General features: G+C 48.4%; 20 protein-coding genes and 1 pseudogene. 15 read left to right on the top strand and 6 right to left on the bottom strand.

All coding sequences use genetic code 11. The features are described 5' to 3' along the window. Positions 1-303: 303 nt before the first annotated feature. Positions 304-1,329, bottom strand: a complete 1,026-nt coding sequence (locus NA986_RS09845; RefSeq protein WP_001585446.1) for a site-specific integrase — start codon at positions 1,327-1,329, stop codon at positions 304-306. 3 nt (positions 1,330-1,332) lie between these two features. Further along, positions 1,333-1,965 carry a phage repressor protein CI gene (locus NA986_RS09840; RefSeq protein WP_001749755.1) on the bottom strand — a complete coding sequence of 211 codons (633 nt, stop codon included), beginning with the start codon at positions 1,963-1,965 and terminating at the stop codon, positions 1,333-1,335. 119 nt (positions 1,966-2,084) lie between these two features. Between NA986_RS09840 and NA986_RS09835 the strand changes: the two genes are divergently transcribed. Genes NA986_RS09835 through NA986_RS09825 form a run of 3 tightly spaced genes read left to right on the top strand, consistent with a single transcriptional unit; the run spans position 2,085 to position 3,116 of the window. Continuing rightward, positions 2,085-2,333, top strand: coding sequence for a hypothetical protein (locus NA986_RS09835; RefSeq protein WP_023225961.1), 249 nt, complete (start codon positions 2,085-2,087; stop codon positions 2,331-2,333). Positions 2,334-2,365: 32 nt separating this feature from the next. Continuing rightward, a complete protein-coding gene (locus tag NA986_RS09830; RefSeq protein ID WP_001749756.1) occupies positions 2,366-2,875 on the top strand; it encodes a phage regulatory CII family protein in 510 nt (169 codons plus the stop codon). Positions 2,876-2,882: 7 nt separating this feature from the next. Then, positions 2,883-3,116 (top strand): phage filamentation protein Fil family protein, encoded by a 234-nt coding sequence (locus NA986_RS09825; protein ID WP_000957775.1) that lies wholly within the window; start codon positions 2,883-2,885, stop codon positions 3,114-3,116. Here the strand turns inward: NA986_RS09825 and NA986_RS09820 are convergent. Next, positions 3,064-3,522, bottom strand: coding sequence for a hypothetical protein (locus NA986_RS09820; protein WP_000166366.1), 459 nt, complete (start codon positions 3,520-3,522; stop codon positions 3,064-3,066). The two genes, NA986_RS09825 and NA986_RS09820, sit on opposite strands and share 53 nt — an antisense overlap. 219 nt (positions 3,523-3,741) lie before the next feature. Between NA986_RS09820 and NA986_RS09815 the strand changes: the two genes are divergently transcribed. From NA986_RS09815 to NA986_RS09765, 11 genes and pseudogenes are all read left to right on the top strand, one after another. Next, entirely contained in the window at positions 3,742-4,083 is a 342-nt protein-coding gene (locus NA986_RS09815) for a DUF5347 domain-containing protein (RefSeq protein ID WP_000963195.1), read from the top strand. 67 nt (positions 4,084-4,150) lie between these two features. Next, the gene (locus NA986_RS09810) at positions 4,151-4,384 is read left to right on the top strand and encodes a DUF2732 domain-containing protein (RefSeq protein WP_001244234.1); all 234 of its coding nucleotides are present in this window, start codon (positions 4,151-4,153) and stop codon (positions 4,382-4,384) included. Further along, positions 4,384-4,611, top strand: a complete 228-nt coding sequence (locus tag NA986_RS09805; RefSeq protein ID WP_000785509.1) for a TraR/DksA family transcriptional regulator — start codon at positions 4,384-4,386, stop codon at positions 4,609-4,611. The genes NA986_RS09810 and NA986_RS09805 overlap by 1 nt, the downstream gene beginning before the upstream one ends. Then, a complete protein-coding gene (locus tag NA986_RS09800; protein WP_001749757.1) occupies positions 4,608-5,465 on the top strand; it encodes a DNA adenine methylase in 858 nt (285 codons plus the stop codon). The genes NA986_RS09805 and NA986_RS09800 overlap by 4 nt, the downstream gene beginning before the upstream one ends. After that, positions 5,456-7,867: a replication endonuclease gene (locus tag NA986_RS09795; protein ID WP_198910077.1), complete on the top strand. Its 2,412-nt coding sequence runs from the start codon at positions 5,456-5,458 to the stop codon at positions 7,865-7,867. Before NA986_RS09800 ends, NA986_RS09795 begins: the two co-directional genes overlap by 10 nt. A 155-nt stretch (positions 7,868-8,022) precedes the next feature. Then, complete coding sequence (locus tag NA986_RS09790; RefSeq protein WP_001154443.1) at positions 8,023-8,211, top strand: hypothetical protein; 189 nt, start codon at positions 8,023-8,025, stop codon at positions 8,209-8,211. An 11-nt stretch (positions 8,212-8,222) separates the two neighbouring features. Then, a pseudogene (locus NA986_RS09785) lies at positions 8,223-8,447 on the top strand (DinI-like family protein); the annotation flags it as partial. 130 nt (positions 8,448-8,577) lie between these two features. Continuing rightward, positions 8,578-9,255: a hypothetical protein gene (locus NA986_RS09780; protein ID WP_077951295.1), complete on the top strand. Its 678-nt coding sequence runs from the start codon at positions 8,578-8,580 to the stop codon at positions 9,253-9,255. 288 nt (positions 9,256-9,543) lie between these two features. Next, positions 9,544-10,014, top strand: coding sequence for a GNAT family acetyltransferase (locus NA986_RS09775; RefSeq protein ID WP_065348303.1), 471 nt, complete (start codon positions 9,544-9,546; stop codon positions 10,012-10,014). A 2-nt stretch (positions 10,015-10,016) separates the two neighbouring features. Then, complete coding sequence (locus tag NA986_RS09770) at positions 10,017-10,598, top strand: hypothetical protein (protein ID WP_074416906.1); 582 nt, start codon at positions 10,017-10,019, stop codon at positions 10,596-10,598. Beyond that, on the top strand, positions 10,576-10,947 hold the full coding sequence (locus NA986_RS09765; RefSeq protein WP_065348304.1) for an ASCH domain-containing protein: 372 nt from the start codon (positions 10,576-10,578) through the stop codon (positions 10,945-10,947). The genes NA986_RS09770 and NA986_RS09765 overlap by 23 nt, the downstream gene beginning before the upstream one ends. Positions 10,948-10,961: 14 nt before the next feature. Here NA986_RS09765 and NA986_RS09760 read toward each other — a convergent pair whose 3' ends face one another. Then, positions 10,962-11,483: an ATP-binding protein gene (locus NA986_RS09760; protein WP_065348305.1), complete on the bottom strand. Its 522-nt coding sequence runs from the start codon at positions 11,481-11,483 to the stop codon at positions 10,962-10,964. Positions 11,484-11,685: 202 nt separating this feature from the next. On the opposite strand from NA986_RS09760, the gene NA986_RS09755 reads away from it, so the two are divergent. Then, on the top strand, positions 11,686-11,931 hold the full coding sequence (locus NA986_RS09755) for a hypothetical protein (protein ID WP_232190550.1): 246 nt from the start codon (positions 11,686-11,688) through the stop codon (positions 11,929-11,931). A gap of 27 nt (positions 11,932-11,958) precedes the next feature. On the opposite strand, the gene NA986_RS09750 is transcribed toward NA986_RS09755, so the two are convergent. Continuing rightward, complete coding sequence (locus NA986_RS09750; protein ID WP_065348307.1) at positions 11,959-12,987, bottom strand: phage portal protein; 1,029 nt, start codon at positions 12,985-12,987, stop codon at positions 11,959-11,961. Further along, entirely contained in the window at positions 12,987-14,753 is a 1,767-nt protein-coding gene (locus NA986_RS09745) for a terminase ATPase subunit family protein (protein ID WP_023171080.1), read from the bottom strand. Before NA986_RS09745 ends, NA986_RS09750 begins: the two co-directional genes overlap by 1 nt. Between the last annotated feature and the right edge of the window lie 137 nt (positions 14,754-14,890).

Genomic DNA, 14,890 nt, shown 5'->3' with positions numbered 1-14,890 from the left:
CTTTACCCACCGCGTCATTTGACTCCAGTGTCCGTAAGGTTCTCTGCAATCCTCACCAGGCGGCAATGGACGTAAAAAAGCCCGCAGAGCTTGTGCTATACGGGCTTAGTAGACTTTACTGAACTTCAGTACATCAATATTTGGTGGAGCTGGCGGGAGTTGAACCCGCGTCCGAAATTCCTACATACCATTTTCACACTAACAAAAACAGATATTTACTTTTAAAATCATTATCTTATTGGTTTTTGTGTTTGTCAGATTTTATGCGATTTTAAGTCTTTGCCGCCAAAGTGCCGCCATCAATTAGCGGTTCCAGTTGAGGTTATGAAGCGGGTTTTTTGTCACGGCATCTTCCAGATGATCGGGCGCAAAGTGGGCGTAAATCATCGTCATTTTTATGTCTGCATGACCCAGAATATCGCGCAATACCAGTATGTTTCCGCCGTTCATCATAAAATGACTGGCAAACGTATGGCGCAGTACGTGAGTGCATTGGCCTTCCGGCAGGTCAATACCGGCTCGTTTTACTGCGCGTTCAAAGGCTTTTCTGCATGGCGTGAATAACTTCCCTCTGTTTTTGGGGAGTTCATCGTACAGTTCCTGAGATATCGGTACGGTTCGGTTTTTCTTGCCTTTGGTTTTGGTATAGGTGATCCGGTATTTTGATAACTGATGGCCCTGCAGATTTTCGGCTTCACTCCATCGTGCACCGGTAGCCAGGCAAACTTTTGTGATCATCAGCAGGCTGGGGCTTTGAGAATCTGCGCAGGCATCAAGCAGGCGTTTAATTTCGTCCGGGGCCAGGAACGCCAGTTCCCCCTCTGCGATTTTGAACGTTGGCAGCCCGGCGAGCGGGTTAGGGGCTGACCAGTGGCCCAGTTTTTTCAGTGTGCCAAAAACGGATGATAGGTTGCGTTGTTCAAGGTTTACCGTGCGGGGCTTTACTGGCGACATTAGCGCGCCATCTTCGTTACGCACCTCGCCTTTTAATCGTGCTTCACGATATTTCGTAAAGTCACCGGCGGTTAATTCAGAGGCGATGGGATCGCCCAGCCCATTGCAGATAATGTGCAGTTTCGCCATCAGGCGTTTGGGGTCCGCGAGCGTCTGGCCGTAAAGGGAGTGCCACTGCTCAATCAATTCTGATAAACGCCGCCGATCTTCCTTTTCCCCCAGCCATGGTTTTTTGTTCACTTCGTCCATAGTGAAATTTTCAAATGCTATGGCCTCGCCTTTTGTCGCAAATTGTTTGCGCACTCGCTTGCCGTCACGCCCGTTTGGGTAGCACTCACACAACCATTTTCCGTTAGGCTGCTTTCTGATCGTCATGGTTTAAAGGTTCTTGATCACTTTAACTGCGCGACCGATGGCTTCAATATCATCCACGGAGCACTCAAAGGATGTTTCATCTTGGTGAACCACAATCTTATTGCCTGGAACGCGAGCAATCTTGACGATGCTTTTAACCCCATCCATATCAACAAGCCAGTAGCCGTTGCTAATTTGTTTCACAGATGTATCTACAACAAACCAATCGGCTTGCGTTTTAATGAATAATGAATCATTTGGTTCTCCATCCACCAAGCTCCTATCCAGCAAAATCTCACCTTCTGCTTTCAATTCGCCATTCTTCAGCTCTGCTTGCTTAAGACTTGGAGCCACAATCTTCGAAAGCGGACGAAGTGTGATCGATGATTCGTTTACGGGATTTTTTTCACGGTCTTGTGAGGCGAACATTTCTCCTTGCCCTGTTGCTAGCCATAGCAATGACGCGCCTGTTTCTAAAGCACATTGAATTACCCATTCTGCAGGGAAGCTATCGCGTAAGTTCCTGTTTGCCATTGTACTTTTAGATATTTTTAAGTGATCAGCCAAGGCTTGCTTAGTGGTAAATCCATACGCTTTCAGCAATCTTTCAATTGCTTCTCTTCCTCCCGAATTGGGACCTGCGTGTATGTTAATCATCAAATACTCCATTGACGACCACATAAAGTGATCGTAGTATCAGCTAACTCCCGAATTGGGAAATCCCGTAAAGTAACCTAAAACCAGCTAAAACTTAAAAAACTAAGAGATAGTGCACTATGAGTACTGAGATTTCAATTCGTGTACCAAAAGTCATAGCTACGCCAGCAGAGTTCGCAGAATGGGAGGGGTACTCCCGTGGCTCGGTTTATCAGATGATTCATCACGGTAAACTTGCTAACTACATTGAAAAAAAAGAAAAAAATAAAGGCCGTGTCTTCATTCTTTATCTCAAATACAAAAGAGATCAGGCGCGTAAGAACATGGAACAGTCAGCCTTCAATTACAACGTTGTTGTTGGTCAGTAAGTTCCATTATGCGAACTTTCTGAGGGGGTATCATGTTTGATTACAAGATTTCCAAACATCCGCACTTTGACGAAGCCTGCCGGGCTTTCGCGTTGCATCACAACATGGCAAAGCTGGCAGAACGCGCGGGAATGAACGTCCAGACTCTGCGCAACAAACTGAACCCGGAGCAGCCGCATCAGCTCACGCCGCCTGAAATCTGGCTGCTTACCGATCTGACTGAGGACTCTACCTTGGTTGATGGCTTCCTGGCACAAATTCACTGCCTGCCATGTGTGCCGATGAACGAAGTGGCAAAAGAGAAGCTGCCACACTACGTCATGAGCGCTACTGCTGAAATCGGACGTATTGCTGCCGGTGCTGTATCGGGTGATGTGAAAACTACTGCAGGCCGCCGCGATGTTATCAGTAGCATCAACTCTGTTACTCGCCTAATGGCACTGGCTGCCGTTTCCATACAGGCACGTTTGCAGGCTAACCCGGCGATGGCAAGCACAGTGGATACCGTGACGGGCCTCGGCGCTTCATTCGGTCTGATCTGAGGTGGCTATGCTGACTAGAGAACCATCTTTTGCATCACTTCTCGTTAAGCAAAGCCCAGCAATGCACTACGGTCACGGCTGGATTTATTTACCTTGCGGAAAAAAGTGGCATCCATGTATTGAACTGTCTCCCCGGCAGCAGGCTGTCCGGGGAATAGGTAAAAAGAGATTGCTACAACGTCTAAGTTTTAACGTGGCAGGCATCCTGCAAACCAGGCGAAAAGCTTTTCCTGGAAGCTGAGCTTAGTGTCGTCAGACCGACCACATGCAATAGCTGCTCTTTTGTAGGCTGGATTTAACAAAGAACCGAAAGGTGCGGAATCAGAGTGATGCAGTGTTTTCAATTTTTGTGCAATCAGTTCCGGGGTCAATTCATCCCCAGCATAAAGCAATTCACCGTACTGACGGCTTTGTACGCTAGCACGCTCGGAAATAATTGCGGGTTGCCACACAAGTTGAATTGTTGCGATTACAACAACGGGCAAAGCGAATACCCATTCCAGCCCGGTATCGGCTATGACAGCAGTACCGCTAATAATCTGAATAGCAGTCATCAATTTGTCAGCCCTACCGTGAAGTGTCGCCGTCATAAGCTCAAGGTAATAGCAGTAATGCAACTGGAAATATTCGGAGCTTTGTTTAGTCATGCCGGATTCCTATTTTTTATCTTGCCCCGGTTCTGGCTTAGGTGCAGGGGCAGGACGAGGCAATACATGGAAGTTGTCAGAGTCTGACATCAGGTTTCTCCTTCGAGGGGTAGGTGATTGTTGGCGCAAATAGTCTACCACTAAGGCACGCGCCGGGCGTGTGAAAAAATTCCCGGCACAACTTCAAATAGGTATATGTACGACGAGATAGGAGGGGGAATGGCTATTGATGGCCCGGTGGCGACAGTTCCATTAAGCCCCGGCAAACGCCTGGATGGGTTGAATCATATTGCTGAATTACGCGCAAAAGTGTTCGGCCTGAATATTGAGTCGGAGCTTGAAAGGTTCATTGAAGATATGCGCGACCAAAGGGATGTTAACAATAAACAAAATGAGAGGGCACTGGCAGCCATATTCTATATGGCAAAGATTCCAGCAGAACGTCATAGCGTCAATATTAGTGATCTGACTACTGACGAAAAGCGGGAACTGATTAAAGCAATGAATCATTTTCGTGCAGTGGTGAGCTTATTTCCAAAACGGCTAACCATGCCGAATTAACCCACAACAGAAATTAATGGCGTAAACCCGCCGGGCTTCTTATTGCCCAAATTCAGGAGAAACAACAATGCGAAATATTGAAACCCGTATCACTAAAACCGGACCAGATGATGCTGGCCTTAATCAGTTGCTGACTGATGCGCGCATGGAAGAACGCCGTGGACGCGCTGATTTGATGGCAGCACGTCTGGACTCTTTGGCTGCCCATATCGTGTCACGTCAGCTTAACCACACGGAAGCGGCTGAGCTGCTGCGTCAAGAAGCGGTGAAGATTCAGAACGAAGCGCAGGAGATCCACTGATGGCTGATTCAATGGACCTCGTACAGCAGCGCGTTGAAGAAGAACGCCAGCGCCACATCCATACCGCCCGCAATAAAACGCCGGGCGTTTCCCGTGTTCTCTGCATTGATTGCGATGCACCGATCCCGCCAGCACGCCGCCGCGCCATTCCGGGCGTGCAGTGCTGCATCACCTGTCAGGAAATCGCAGAGCTGAAAGGCAAACACTACAACGGAGGTGCTGTATGAGCACCATCCTGAAATGGGCGGGTAATAAAACCGCCATCATGGCAGAACTGAAAAAACACCTCCCAGCAGGCCCGCGACTGGTTGAACCTTTCGCGGGTTCATGCGCTGTGATGATAGAGACAGACTATCCTCATTATCTTGTCGCGGATATTAATCCAGACCTGATTAATCTCTATCAGGTGATTAAGAATGATGTTGAATACTTCATCAAAGAGGGCAGATATCTTTTTGAAGCCCGTAATGATCCAGAGGCATATTATAAGACGAGACAGGAGTTTAACTTGCGCCATGGTGGCGCAATTGAACGGGCATTGTATTTCTTATATTTAAATCGCCATGGTTATCGCGGACTGTGTCGCTATAACTTGGACGGTTATTTTAATGTTCCTTACGGTAATTATAAAAAGCCGTACTTCCCTGAAAACGAAATACGTGCATTTGCAGAAAAAGCAAAACGCGCAACGTTTATCTGCGCCAGCTATGACGAGACACTGGCACTGCTGCAAACGGGTGATGTTGTCTATTGCGATCCACCATATGACGGCACGTTTAACGGATATCACACAGCTGGTTTTACAGAGAATGATCAGTTCCATCTGGCGTCTATTCTTGAACGCCGGTCATCAGAAGGTCATCCGGTTATCGTGTCCAACAGCGATACGTCTCTGACCCGTTCGCTTTATCGTGATTTTACTCGCCATCGTATAACCTCTAAGCGCAGCATGGGCGTGGCTGCCGGTGATAGTAAAACTGCAGTAGAAATCATCGCCACAAAATCAGCATGCTGGTTTGGTGTTGATTTGGCGTCTGGTCCTGATATCTCGGTGGAAACTGAGGTGCGGGCGTGGCAGTGAGTAAAATCACATTACATTATGTACAAACCACCGGCGGCTCGAATGAGGCCGCCGCAGCCTTTCCATGGAATACCCCAAAAAAAGCGGTTAACCCGTATCTGGACACGGCGGAAGTTGCGCCGGAGTCTGCGCTTTCAAACCTGATCGCTCTTTACGCTGCGGATAACGAGCAGGAGCAGTTGCGCCGTGAGAGGCTGAGCGATGAGGTCTGGGAACGCTATTTCTTCAATGAATCCCGTGATCCTGTCCAGCGTGAAATGGAGCAGGATCGGCTGATTAGCCATGCCAAAACGGCGCGTGAGCAGCAGCGTTTTAATCCCGATCTGGTCATTATTGCCGATGTGGGCGCCCAACCGGCGCATATCAGAAAGCCGCTACTTGAACGGATTAAATATTTCCATAGCCTGGGCAGAGCAAAAGCTTATTCCCGCTACCTGCGCGAAACAATCAGGCCGTGTCTTGAGCGGCTGGAGCGCGTGCGTGACAGCCAGGTGTCTGCGTCTTTCCGGTTCATGGCGAGCCACGACGGGCTGGAGGGGCTGCTGGTACTCCCTGAAATGAATCAGGATCAGGTCAAACGCCTATCCACGCTGGTTGCGGCACATATGAGCATGTGTCTTGATGCGGCCTGCGGTGATCTGTTTGTCAGTGACGATGTTAAACCAGAAGAAATCCGCCAGGCATGGGAAAGGGTTGCTGCAGAAGCCATGCGCCTTGAGGTCATCCCGCCTGCCTTTGAGCAGTTGCGCCGCAAAAAGCGCCGCCGTAAGCCGGTGCCTTATGAACTGATCCCACCGTCGCTGGCCCGTATGCTGTGCGCGGACTGGTGGTATCGCAAATTGTGGCAGATGCGCTGCGAGTGGCGGGAGGAGCAGTTGCGCGCCGTCTGCCTGGTCAACAAGAAAGCCTCACCGTATGTCAGCTACGAAGCCGTGATCCACAAACGCGAGCAGCGCCGCAAATCGTTGGAGTTCTTCCGCTCGCATGAGCTGATCAACGAAGACGGCGACACGCTGGACATGGAAGACGTGGTGAACGCCAGCAACAGCAACCCGGCGCACCGCCGTAATGAAATGATGGCCTGTGTTAAGGGGCTGGAGCTGATCGCGGAAATGCGCGGAGACTGCGCGGTGTTTTATACCATCACCTGCCCGTCACGCTTCCACGCAACCCTCAACAACGGCAGACCTAATCCGAAGTGGACCAGTGCCACTGTCCGGCAGAGCAGTGACTATCTGGTTGATACGTTCGCCGCTTTCCGCAAGGCAATGTACAAGGCCGGGTTGCGCTGGTACGGCGTCCGCGTTGCAGAGCCGCACCATGACGGCACCGTGCACTGGCATCTTCTGTGCTTCATGCGCAAAAAAGACCGCCGTTCCATCACCGCGCTGCTGCGTAAGTTTGCCATCCGTGAAGACCGCGAGGAGCTGGGCACCAATACCGGGCCGCGCTTCAAGTCCGAGCTAATCAACCCGCGCAAGGGCACGCCGACCAGCTACATCGCCAAATACATCAGTAAGAACATCGACGGGCGCGGGCTGGCTAAAGAAATCAGCAAAGAAACCGGCAGATCACTGCGTGACAGCGCCGAGCATGTCAGCGCCTGGGCGTCACTGCACCGTGTCCAGCAATTCCGTTTCTTTGGTATTCCGGGGCGTCAGGCATACCGTGAGCTGCGCTTGCTGGCTGGTCAGGCGGCGAGAGTGCAGGGCGAACGCAAAGCGGGTGCGCCGGTACTGGATAATCCGCGTCTGGATGCGGTACTGGCAGCTGCAGATGCGGGTTGCTTTGCCACCTACATCATGAAACAGGGCGGTGTACTGGTTCCCCGCAAACATCACCTTGTCCGCACAGCTTATGAGCTTAACGACGAACCGAGCGCCTACGGCGATCACGGTATCCGTATCTATGGCATCTGGTCCCCGATTGTAGAGGGCAAAATTTGCACGCACGCGATGAAGTGGAAAAAGGTTCGTAAGGCCGTTGACGTTCAGGAGGCGGCAGCCGACCAGGGCGCTTGCGCCCCTTGGACTCGTGGCAATAACTGTCCCCCTGTTGAAAATCTGAACAAATCAGGGGGTGGTTTACCCGATATTAAAAGCATGGATGAGAAGGCGTTGCAGGAATATCTCCACAACATGGGCCAGAAGGAGCGGCGGGAGCTGACAGCCAGGTTGAGACTGGTAAAACCGAAGCGGAAAAAAGCATACATACAGAGTATTTCGGAGCAGCAGCGCCTGCAGCTTGAGGCAGAACTGACTGCCAGAGGGTTTGAAGGTAGTGCATCGGAGATTGATTTGCTTCTACGTGGCGGCAGCATTCCATCCGGGGCTGGGTTACGTTTTTTTTACCGTAACCAGCGGCTGCAGGAAGATGATAGATGGCGGCAGTGGTACGGCTGACGCGGGTTAATAATTTATGCTGTTATTGATCGGCGTCAGGGCTATCTAATTGACAGATAAAAAGAGTTTTACATTTCTAACTTTCTAATATACTGTATATATAAACAGTATTTATATATACAGTATTATGTTCCGTGGCAGTGAATGGAGGGAAGATGCAGGACTATCTTTTGGAGTCGTTGAAGCTCCAGCGCATTGATTTTTTTATCAAGCTTGTAGCGGCTAGTGAGTGCAGCGACGAAGAAAAGCGGCTGGCTATCCAGTGGGTGTCCGAACTGACCGACGAGTTGATGGCGAAAATCCGCAGTCATGAATACTGCCGGTCAATGGACGTAACCAGTTAAAGGGAATCTGTATGCGCATTGAAATAATGATCGATAAAGAGCAGAAGATTAGCCAGTCTACACTGGACGCCCTTGAATCCAAGCTTTACCGTAATTTGCGCCCTCTGTATCCCAAAACAGCAATTCGTATCCGCAAGGGCAGTGCCAACGGCGTTGAGTTGAGCGGGTTAAAACTGGATGAAGATGAAAAGCGAGTGATGGAAATTATGCAGCAGGTCTGGGAGGGCGACAGCTGGCGCACTAGTTTAGTGATTCCAGCCAATGTTTTAAGATTTACATTTCACCTAAATGTTGATGAAGCCCTTCTATAACCATATGATCAGCAAAGATGTTGTACCGTAAAATCAAAAAATATATAGGGAATGTATGAAAGCCAATAAGATTATTTTATCGATGTCTCTTGCTGGGGCTTTGACTGGTTGCGCTCCAAATATACCTCGTCCTGTGGGAACTCCTGTGGAGGTTATCAAACCAGCTGTAGGGCAGACAGCTACGGCATATATGGGAAATCCAATCATCAAGTCAGCAACGGGGATAAAAACTGATGTTTTGGAGCTAGGGGCTGCTAATGGAGCTATGTCATCTATTGCTGCGGGTACTTACTGTAATGTTGGCAATGGCGTATACCGTAATCATCAGAACCCACAGTCTGTGGCTTTAAAAAATATTTATGGTCAAGTTGCTGGCTATGTTGATTATGTAAGCTATAACTCTGCGAAAAATGAAATCTCACCACCAAATGGAACATCTTACACGGCTGCTGAAATATCTATCAAACGGGTACCTGATGGACTGTGCCGAGTAGATAATTCTCTTGTAAAAACAATTGAGTATAATGGTAATGCTGGCGGGGTGATGAAGTTTACTTACCGCGAGTTCGCAAACGATATGGCTCGTGCAGCATTTACCACTGATTTTTCTGTAGATTCAAAAATCAGCGATGTTATTACTTACAAAGGCGCTAAGTTTAAGGTAAGGAATGCTGATAACTCGTCTATTTCGTATACAGTGATCTCAGGTTTTGATGAAGCAACTAGCTTCTAAATGAAGTCATAGCAGCACCCATGATTGATTGTCATGTTGTGCATGTCTATGCTGCATGAAAACGCATGATCGTTTGAGGATCGTTTTTGCTGAAGCCTGCCAGAACTGGCGGGCTTTTGATTATGTCATGCAGGTGCATGAAAACCACTACATAAAGCGGGCAGGCGTGGCGGGGATACGAGCGCGCGCTGAGATAGTACTTTTATGTAAATATCAATAGCATCATCGTTTACATGACCATATCTTTGTCGTAATTTGAGGGTTTCACACAGCGAAGGGATGAACTGCATGACACTTAAGTATGAGAAATTTCAGGATGTTAATCTCCAAGATCCGTTTTTCGATTCTTTGAAGCAAGATTACCCCGGTTTTGATAATTGGTTTGTGAGCAAAGGAACTGCTGAGGCTTATGTTTCCTATAATGATGAGAATATGATTGACGGTTTTTTATACCTTAAACTTGAAAATGAAGCGATAGACGATACGATTCCGGCCTATCCGCTTCGCCTTAGAGTCAAGTGTGGCACCTTTAAAATTGATGCCCATGGGACCAAGCTTGGTGAGCGTTTCGTTCGGAAAATATTTGATTTTGCTTTAACGCATGACGTGAATGAGATCTATGTAACGATATTCGATAAGCACCAGGGGTTAATTAGTCTCTTGACTCGCTACGGGTTTAGATTATGTGCAAGGAAAAATGCTCAAACTATTAATGGGCAAGAAGGCGTTTACTTTAAAGATTTTCAATGGAGAGATTAGTAATGTCATTTATCAACTATCCATTAATTAGGATGAATAATAGAAATTTTTTATTGAGTATTTATCCGCAATGGCATACCCGGCTTTTCCCTGAGTCGATACTAAATAATGAGGATGACTCTCTAATAAAAGATGTTTCTCATTCAAACAGTATTCATAAAGTATATTTAACATCAATGCGAGGTATCAATGGACTTCGTAATGGCGACAATATTTTGATATATCGGACTACAGATAATCAAGGCCCGGCGGCATTTCGTTCCGTTGCTACATCAGTTTGTGTTGTCGAAGAGTATAGAAATATACAAGAGTTTCCATCTCTCCAGGATTTTAAAAATTATTGTGGCCCACTTAGTGTTTTTACTGATGCTGAGTTGGCAGGTTTGTATGCTAGAAAAAATTATCCTCATATTATTAAATTCTCCTATAATTTCCCACTAAAAAGGCGTATCATTCGAAGAGATTTAATGACTATCACCGGTTATACGGATGAAGATTATTGGGGTTTTATGCGGTTGAGTGATGCTCACTTAAGAGCAATACTTCAGGCTGGAGGAGTAAATGAAAGTCTTATTGTCAATTAAACCTGAGTTTGCTGAGTCTATTCTCGAAGGTGAGAAAAGATTCGAGTTCAGAAAAACAATCTTTAGAAATAAAGATGTTAAGACGGTTGTCATTTACGCGACGATGCCAGTTGGAAAAGTAATCGGTGAGTTTGATATCGCTGACATTTTATCATCTGAGCCTTCCGATTTGTGGAAAGCTACTAAGAAATATGCGGGCATAACACGCTGTTTTTTTGACGAGTATTTCGCGGAAAAAAATAAGGCATTCGCGATAGTGGTTAAAGATCCGAAGCGTTATGATAAACCACTGCATCTTTCAGAATTGCTTCCTGGTGCGGTGCCACCGCAGTCCTTTAGATATATCTAAAAGAAAGGCAGGTGCTAAACACCTGCTTTGAATTTTTGAATGGAGAGCTTAAATTCATCAGCACTAGGTTCTTTCAAAATGCATAAAGGTATATTTAATGATGTGCAAATTTTTTGTGCGTTTGCATTCTCAAATGACCGTAGTTTTTCAGGCGAATAAGTAAGTTCAGCACCTCGTGATTTGAAGCGATCCTCTATCTTCGAGTCATCACATTCAATTAGAATAACGGCATTGAGTTTCATCTCTGAGAAAACTTCTTCGGATAGATCAATGAGTTTGTTTTGTTTGTCAATTAAAACAAAATGACCATCAAGCAATAAGTCAACGTTTAAGTTTCTAATTTTATCTAATTGCTGCAGCAAAATGATTTGGTTATCAATGGGAGATGCAGTTTTTTTATCTCCCCCCCAGTTTTGTGCCTTTCCTTCTGAAATTAATTGGCTTGCGCTTCGATGTATACAATCGTTATCTGCAACATAGGCGTTACATAATGTACTTTTACCTACTGCATGGGCACCTGCAATAAAAAATATCATCAAAAATTCCTTTTGGTGGCAAACTTGTGCCTGTAGTAGTATCATATCTCTAGTTCATAAGGCAACCACTCAGATTCTTAATGTTATGAAATATAAGGCGCTTTCAATCGTTTATCCTGCAGTCGAAAATATCCTTAATGGTACGAAGGATGTGGAGATTCGGTCTTGGATGCCCTCATCCCTCCCTATGAAGGATCTCATATTGGTTGAAAATCGTCGTTATCTAAACGACGGTGAAATTGATACTCATGCCCATGCCCGTGCGATGGTAGATATTTTGAGTGTTAGAGAATGGACCTATGAGGATTATTTAAATCAGCCGGAAACAGTTACAATAGGCCGAGCGTGGAAGCCGGGCTATTATATATGGTTGATTGGTAATGTCCGAAAAATAAAAAATGAAATTCTTTGTGATGCCAAGAAAGGTATTTATGAAATAGATGCTTAACATAAGCCGCATAAGCGGCTTATGTTATTAATATAATGAGTATTCCTCAAAACTTATAATTTCTTCTCCTATCCAGCCGTTGATCTCTTTTATCCTCACTTGTAAGGGGATTAGTTCATTACGCACAAATACGTGGCTGGCCTTCTCCACATCCCCAAACCCTCCAACATTGCTAGGCATAATCCCCATCATCTGCGGCGGAACGCGGTGTGCTGCCATCATGTCGTCGCGGCTCACATTCTTGATATTCAGAAACTCATCTTTCGCCGCAACCTCTGATAACGGGATGATCTGGATGCCGTCCTTTTTGCCGTTGGGCGAATACATAAACAGATTGCGGAAGTTGCCCGGCCCTTTGGCGCTTTTCATTGCCTGGCGGATATTGTTCACGTCCTCCTGGTTCTGTGCTGCGTCGGTCATGTACATGATGAAGCCTGCATGGCTGCCGTTGATGTAATACTTCCGGCGAAACAGCGTTGCGGACTCGTTGAGCAGGGTTGACGGGATGGCGGAGAGATAGCCGGGCAGCCCGTAAATCTCCTGGTTAATATCCGGCTCCAGCAGATGAAAGATGTTGCCCTGCGTAAATTCATAGGGCTGTGTGGTCAGGCCATACTGCACAAACCAGTAGGTGTTGAGGTCAACGCCTCGCCGTGTGTACTTCGCCAGTGCTGGCTCAAGTGAGAGAACGCCGCCGAGCCGGTTCGTGCGTTTCTCCAGGTAGGCGTTACCAAAAACCAGATAGTCCTGCACAAAACGTGAAAAAGCCTGCTGGCTGAGCAGCGGGTGAGGGATGTAAGTGCTGGTCAGAATGTTGCATTTCACCGCAATTGGTGAGCTGTGATGTATGGCTGCGCGGAAGGTGCGCGCCAGCCCGTCGAAACTCACTGGTGGCTCATACCAGCGGTCCATCTGTACGCATTCCACATAGTCCAGTAATTCGCGGCGGTCCAGAACAGGAACGGGATCACCGAAGCTGAATGCTTCGGCTGAAGTTTGGCTTTTATGCTTGAGCTGATTCGTCGCCGCAGCGCGGTTTTTCTTACTCTTTCCCATCAAAAAATCTCCACAATATTACTGGTATTGGCGGACTCGCCCTGCAGTGGTTCGTTAAACAGTGCGTGCATTGTTGCCCAGGCCAGATCGGCGTGGCTGGCTTCTTCGCTGCGGCTGGCTTCATAGGTCGGGCGGTTGCCGCTGGCGGTGGTGGCGCGACGGATTGCCATAAATGATTGCGCAATGTCGGTGTGCCCGGCGTCAAACTCCAGACGGCGGTGGCTGATAATGTCGTAGGCCTTGAGTACCAGGGCGTTTTTAACGTTGGGGTTGTAGACAAACTCCCGGACGGCAGGAAAGAACGCTTTCACATTCTCGTAAACCCCGTGACCAACGCCGGTCGAGTCGATACCTATGTATGTCACGTTGTACTGTTCAGTCAGTTTTTTGATGGCGTCAGCCTGGGCGCGGAAGTCCATCCCGCGCCACTGGTGACGCTCAAGAATGCGAAACTTACCGCCTGGCACGGCTGGCGGTGCCACCACCACGCATCCGGCGCTGTCGCCGTTCTGCGTACCTTTTGCTGGATCATAACCGATCCACACTTCGCGCCAGCCAAACGGGCGCAGGGCCAGAGCATGAAAGTCGGTCCAGACTTCCCAGCTGTCCACCATGCACGCCTGCAGCTCGCTGAGCGGAAACACGGACGCGAGATCGTCCACAAACTCGCACATCAGCAGGTTCTGGTATTCGTCCGGGCTGTACTCCATGCGCAACTGGTCAAGGTCGAACAGGTTACAGCCGCCGCGCACCGCATCTTCCACGGTGACTATCTGGCGGTATTGCCCGTCTGCGCACAGCAGGCCGGGGGCCAGATTGCTGTGGGACAGGTCGATGTCCACCTTGTCGGCTTTGCTGCGCCCACGGTTGAACAGCGCACCGGACCAGAACGGATAAGCACTGTGTGTCAGGCTGGATGGCGTGGAAAAATAGGTTTGTCGCCATTTTTTGTGAATAGCCATACCGGAAGCCACTTTGCGCAGCTCCTGGAATTTCGGTATCCAGAAATATTCATCCAGATACAGGTTGCCGTGGTAACTCTGGGCTGTGCGGGCATTGGTGCCGAGGAAGTAAAGCGTGGCCCCGTTAGGAAGCACCATCGGATCGCCTTTCAGCTCCACCTCGACTTCTTTGGCGAAGTCGATGATGTACTGCTTAAAGACGTGAGCCTGTGCCTTACTGGCGGAAAGGAAAATCTGGTTACGTCCGGTAAGCAGGGCGTCAATCAGGGCTTCACGGGCAAAGTAAAAGGTCGCGCCGATCTGGCGTGACTTCAGCAGGTTGCGGATGCGGTTGATTTTTCCGGCTTCCCACCAGTGGCGCTGGTAGTTGAACATGGAGGAATGGAAGATTTCTTCCAGCTTCTCAATTTGTTCATCGGTGAAGACATTCTTTTCCGGCTGACGGCGTGGGCCTTTGTTGCGGTTGGCGACGTTAGGGTTTAAGTCGGCTTCGTTGCCGCCATTGTTAAACTTGCCGATCCGCGCGTGGCGTTCAGACTGGCGCGCCAGCAGGTCAATCTCTTTGAAATCTTTCCCTTCTTTGTGCTCCTTCATAATGAGCTGGCAGTAACGCGCGGCGGTGGTGAGCTGCATCTGATCCAGCGGCCCATAGTCACCCCACTTGTCGCGTTTCTTCCAGCTGTGAACGGTTGCAACTTTCTCGCCCAGCATTTCAGCAATGCGGGCGACGCGGTATCCCTGAAAGTACAGCAGCATGGCCTGCCGACGGGGATCGAGGTCTGCGGGGGTCAGTGTCGTGTTCATGGCCCAAACATACGGCCTTGCCTGACGGCTTTCCCCGGCTGGGGTTTGTGTGGTCTACCGTACAAGCTACGCGCGTTGTTTCACGCCCCCCATCACCGCAAACATAAGGCTCCAGTAAGTTTTTTCTAACGGAGCAC

It is taken from the genome of Salmonella sp. NW177 (genome assembly GCF_051811585.1).
In the GTDB taxonomy this organism is placed as follows: domain Bacteria; phylum Pseudomonadota; class Gammaproteobacteria; order Enterobacterales; family Enterobacteriaceae; genus Salmonella; species Salmonella enterica.
Note: the sequence above shows the minus strand (reverse complement) of the source record. Positions and strands in the feature narration are given on the sequence as shown.

Excerpts from the sequence above, each read along its gene's own strand:
- NA986_RS09820 (WP_000166366.1), bottom strand. The coding sequence starts at position 3,522 with ATGACTAAACAAAGCTCCGAATATTTCCAGTTGCATTACTGCTATTAC.
- NA986_RS09840 (WP_001749755.1), bottom strand. The coding sequence starts at position 1,965 with ATGATTAACATACACGCAGGTCCCAATTCGGGAGGAAGAGAAGCAATT.
- NA986_RS09815 (WP_000963195.1), top strand. The coding sequence starts at position 3,742 with ATGGCTATTGATGGCCCGGTGGCGACAGTTCCATTAAGCCCCGGCAAA.
- NA986_RS09830 (WP_001749756.1), top strand. The coding sequence starts at position 2,366 with ATGTTTGATTACAAGATTTCCAAACATCCGCACTTTGACGAAGCCTGC.
- NA986_RS09790 (WP_001154443.1), top strand. The coding sequence starts at position 8,023 with ATGCAGGACTATCTTTTGGAGTCGTTGAAGCTCCAGCGCATTGATTTT.
- NA986_RS09765 (WP_065348304.1), top strand. The coding sequence starts at position 10,576 with ATGAAAGTCTTATTGTCAATTAAACCTGAGTTTGCTGAGTCTATTCTC.
- NA986_RS09745 (WP_023171080.1), bottom strand. The coding sequence starts at position 14,753 with ATGAACACGACACTGACCCCCGCAGACCTCGATCCCCGTCGGCAGGCC.
- NA986_RS09810 (WP_001244234.1), top strand. The coding sequence starts at position 4,151 with ATGCGAAATATTGAAACCCGTATCACTAAAACCGGACCAGATGATGCT.
- NA986_RS09835 (WP_023225961.1), top strand. The coding sequence starts at position 2,085 with ATGAGTACTGAGATTTCAATTCGTGTACCAAAAGTCATAGCTACGCCA.
- NA986_RS09800 (WP_001749757.1), top strand. The coding sequence starts at position 4,608 with ATGAGCACCATCCTGAAATGGGCGGGTAATAAAACCGCCATCATGGCA.
- NA986_RS09750 (WP_065348307.1), bottom strand. The coding sequence starts at position 12,987 with ATGGGAAAGAGTAAGAAAAACCGCGCTGCGGCGACGAATCAGCTCAAG.
- NA986_RS09825 (WP_000957775.1), top strand. The coding sequence starts at position 2,883 with ATGCTGACTAGAGAACCATCTTTTGCATCACTTCTCGTTAAGCAAAGC.
- NA986_RS09805 (WP_000785509.1), top strand. The coding sequence starts at position 4,384 with ATGGCTGATTCAATGGACCTCGTACAGCAGCGCGTTGAAGAAGAACGC.
- NA986_RS09845 (WP_001585446.1), bottom strand. The coding sequence starts at position 1,329 with ATGACGATCAGAAAGCAGCCTAACGGAAAATGGTTGTGTGAGTGCTAC.
- NA986_RS09770 (WP_074416906.1), top strand. The coding sequence starts at position 10,017 with ATGTCATTTATCAACTATCCATTAATTAGGATGAATAATAGAAATTTT.
- NA986_RS09780 (WP_077951295.1), top strand. The coding sequence starts at position 8,578 with ATGAAAGCCAATAAGATTATTTTATCGATGTCTCTTGCTGGGGCTTTG.
- NA986_RS09775 (WP_065348303.1), top strand. The coding sequence starts at position 9,544 with ATGACACTTAAGTATGAGAAATTTCAGGATGTTAATCTCCAAGATCCG.
- NA986_RS09760 (WP_065348305.1), bottom strand. The coding sequence starts at position 11,483 with ATGATATTTTTTATTGCAGGTGCCCATGCAGTAGGTAAAAGTACATTA.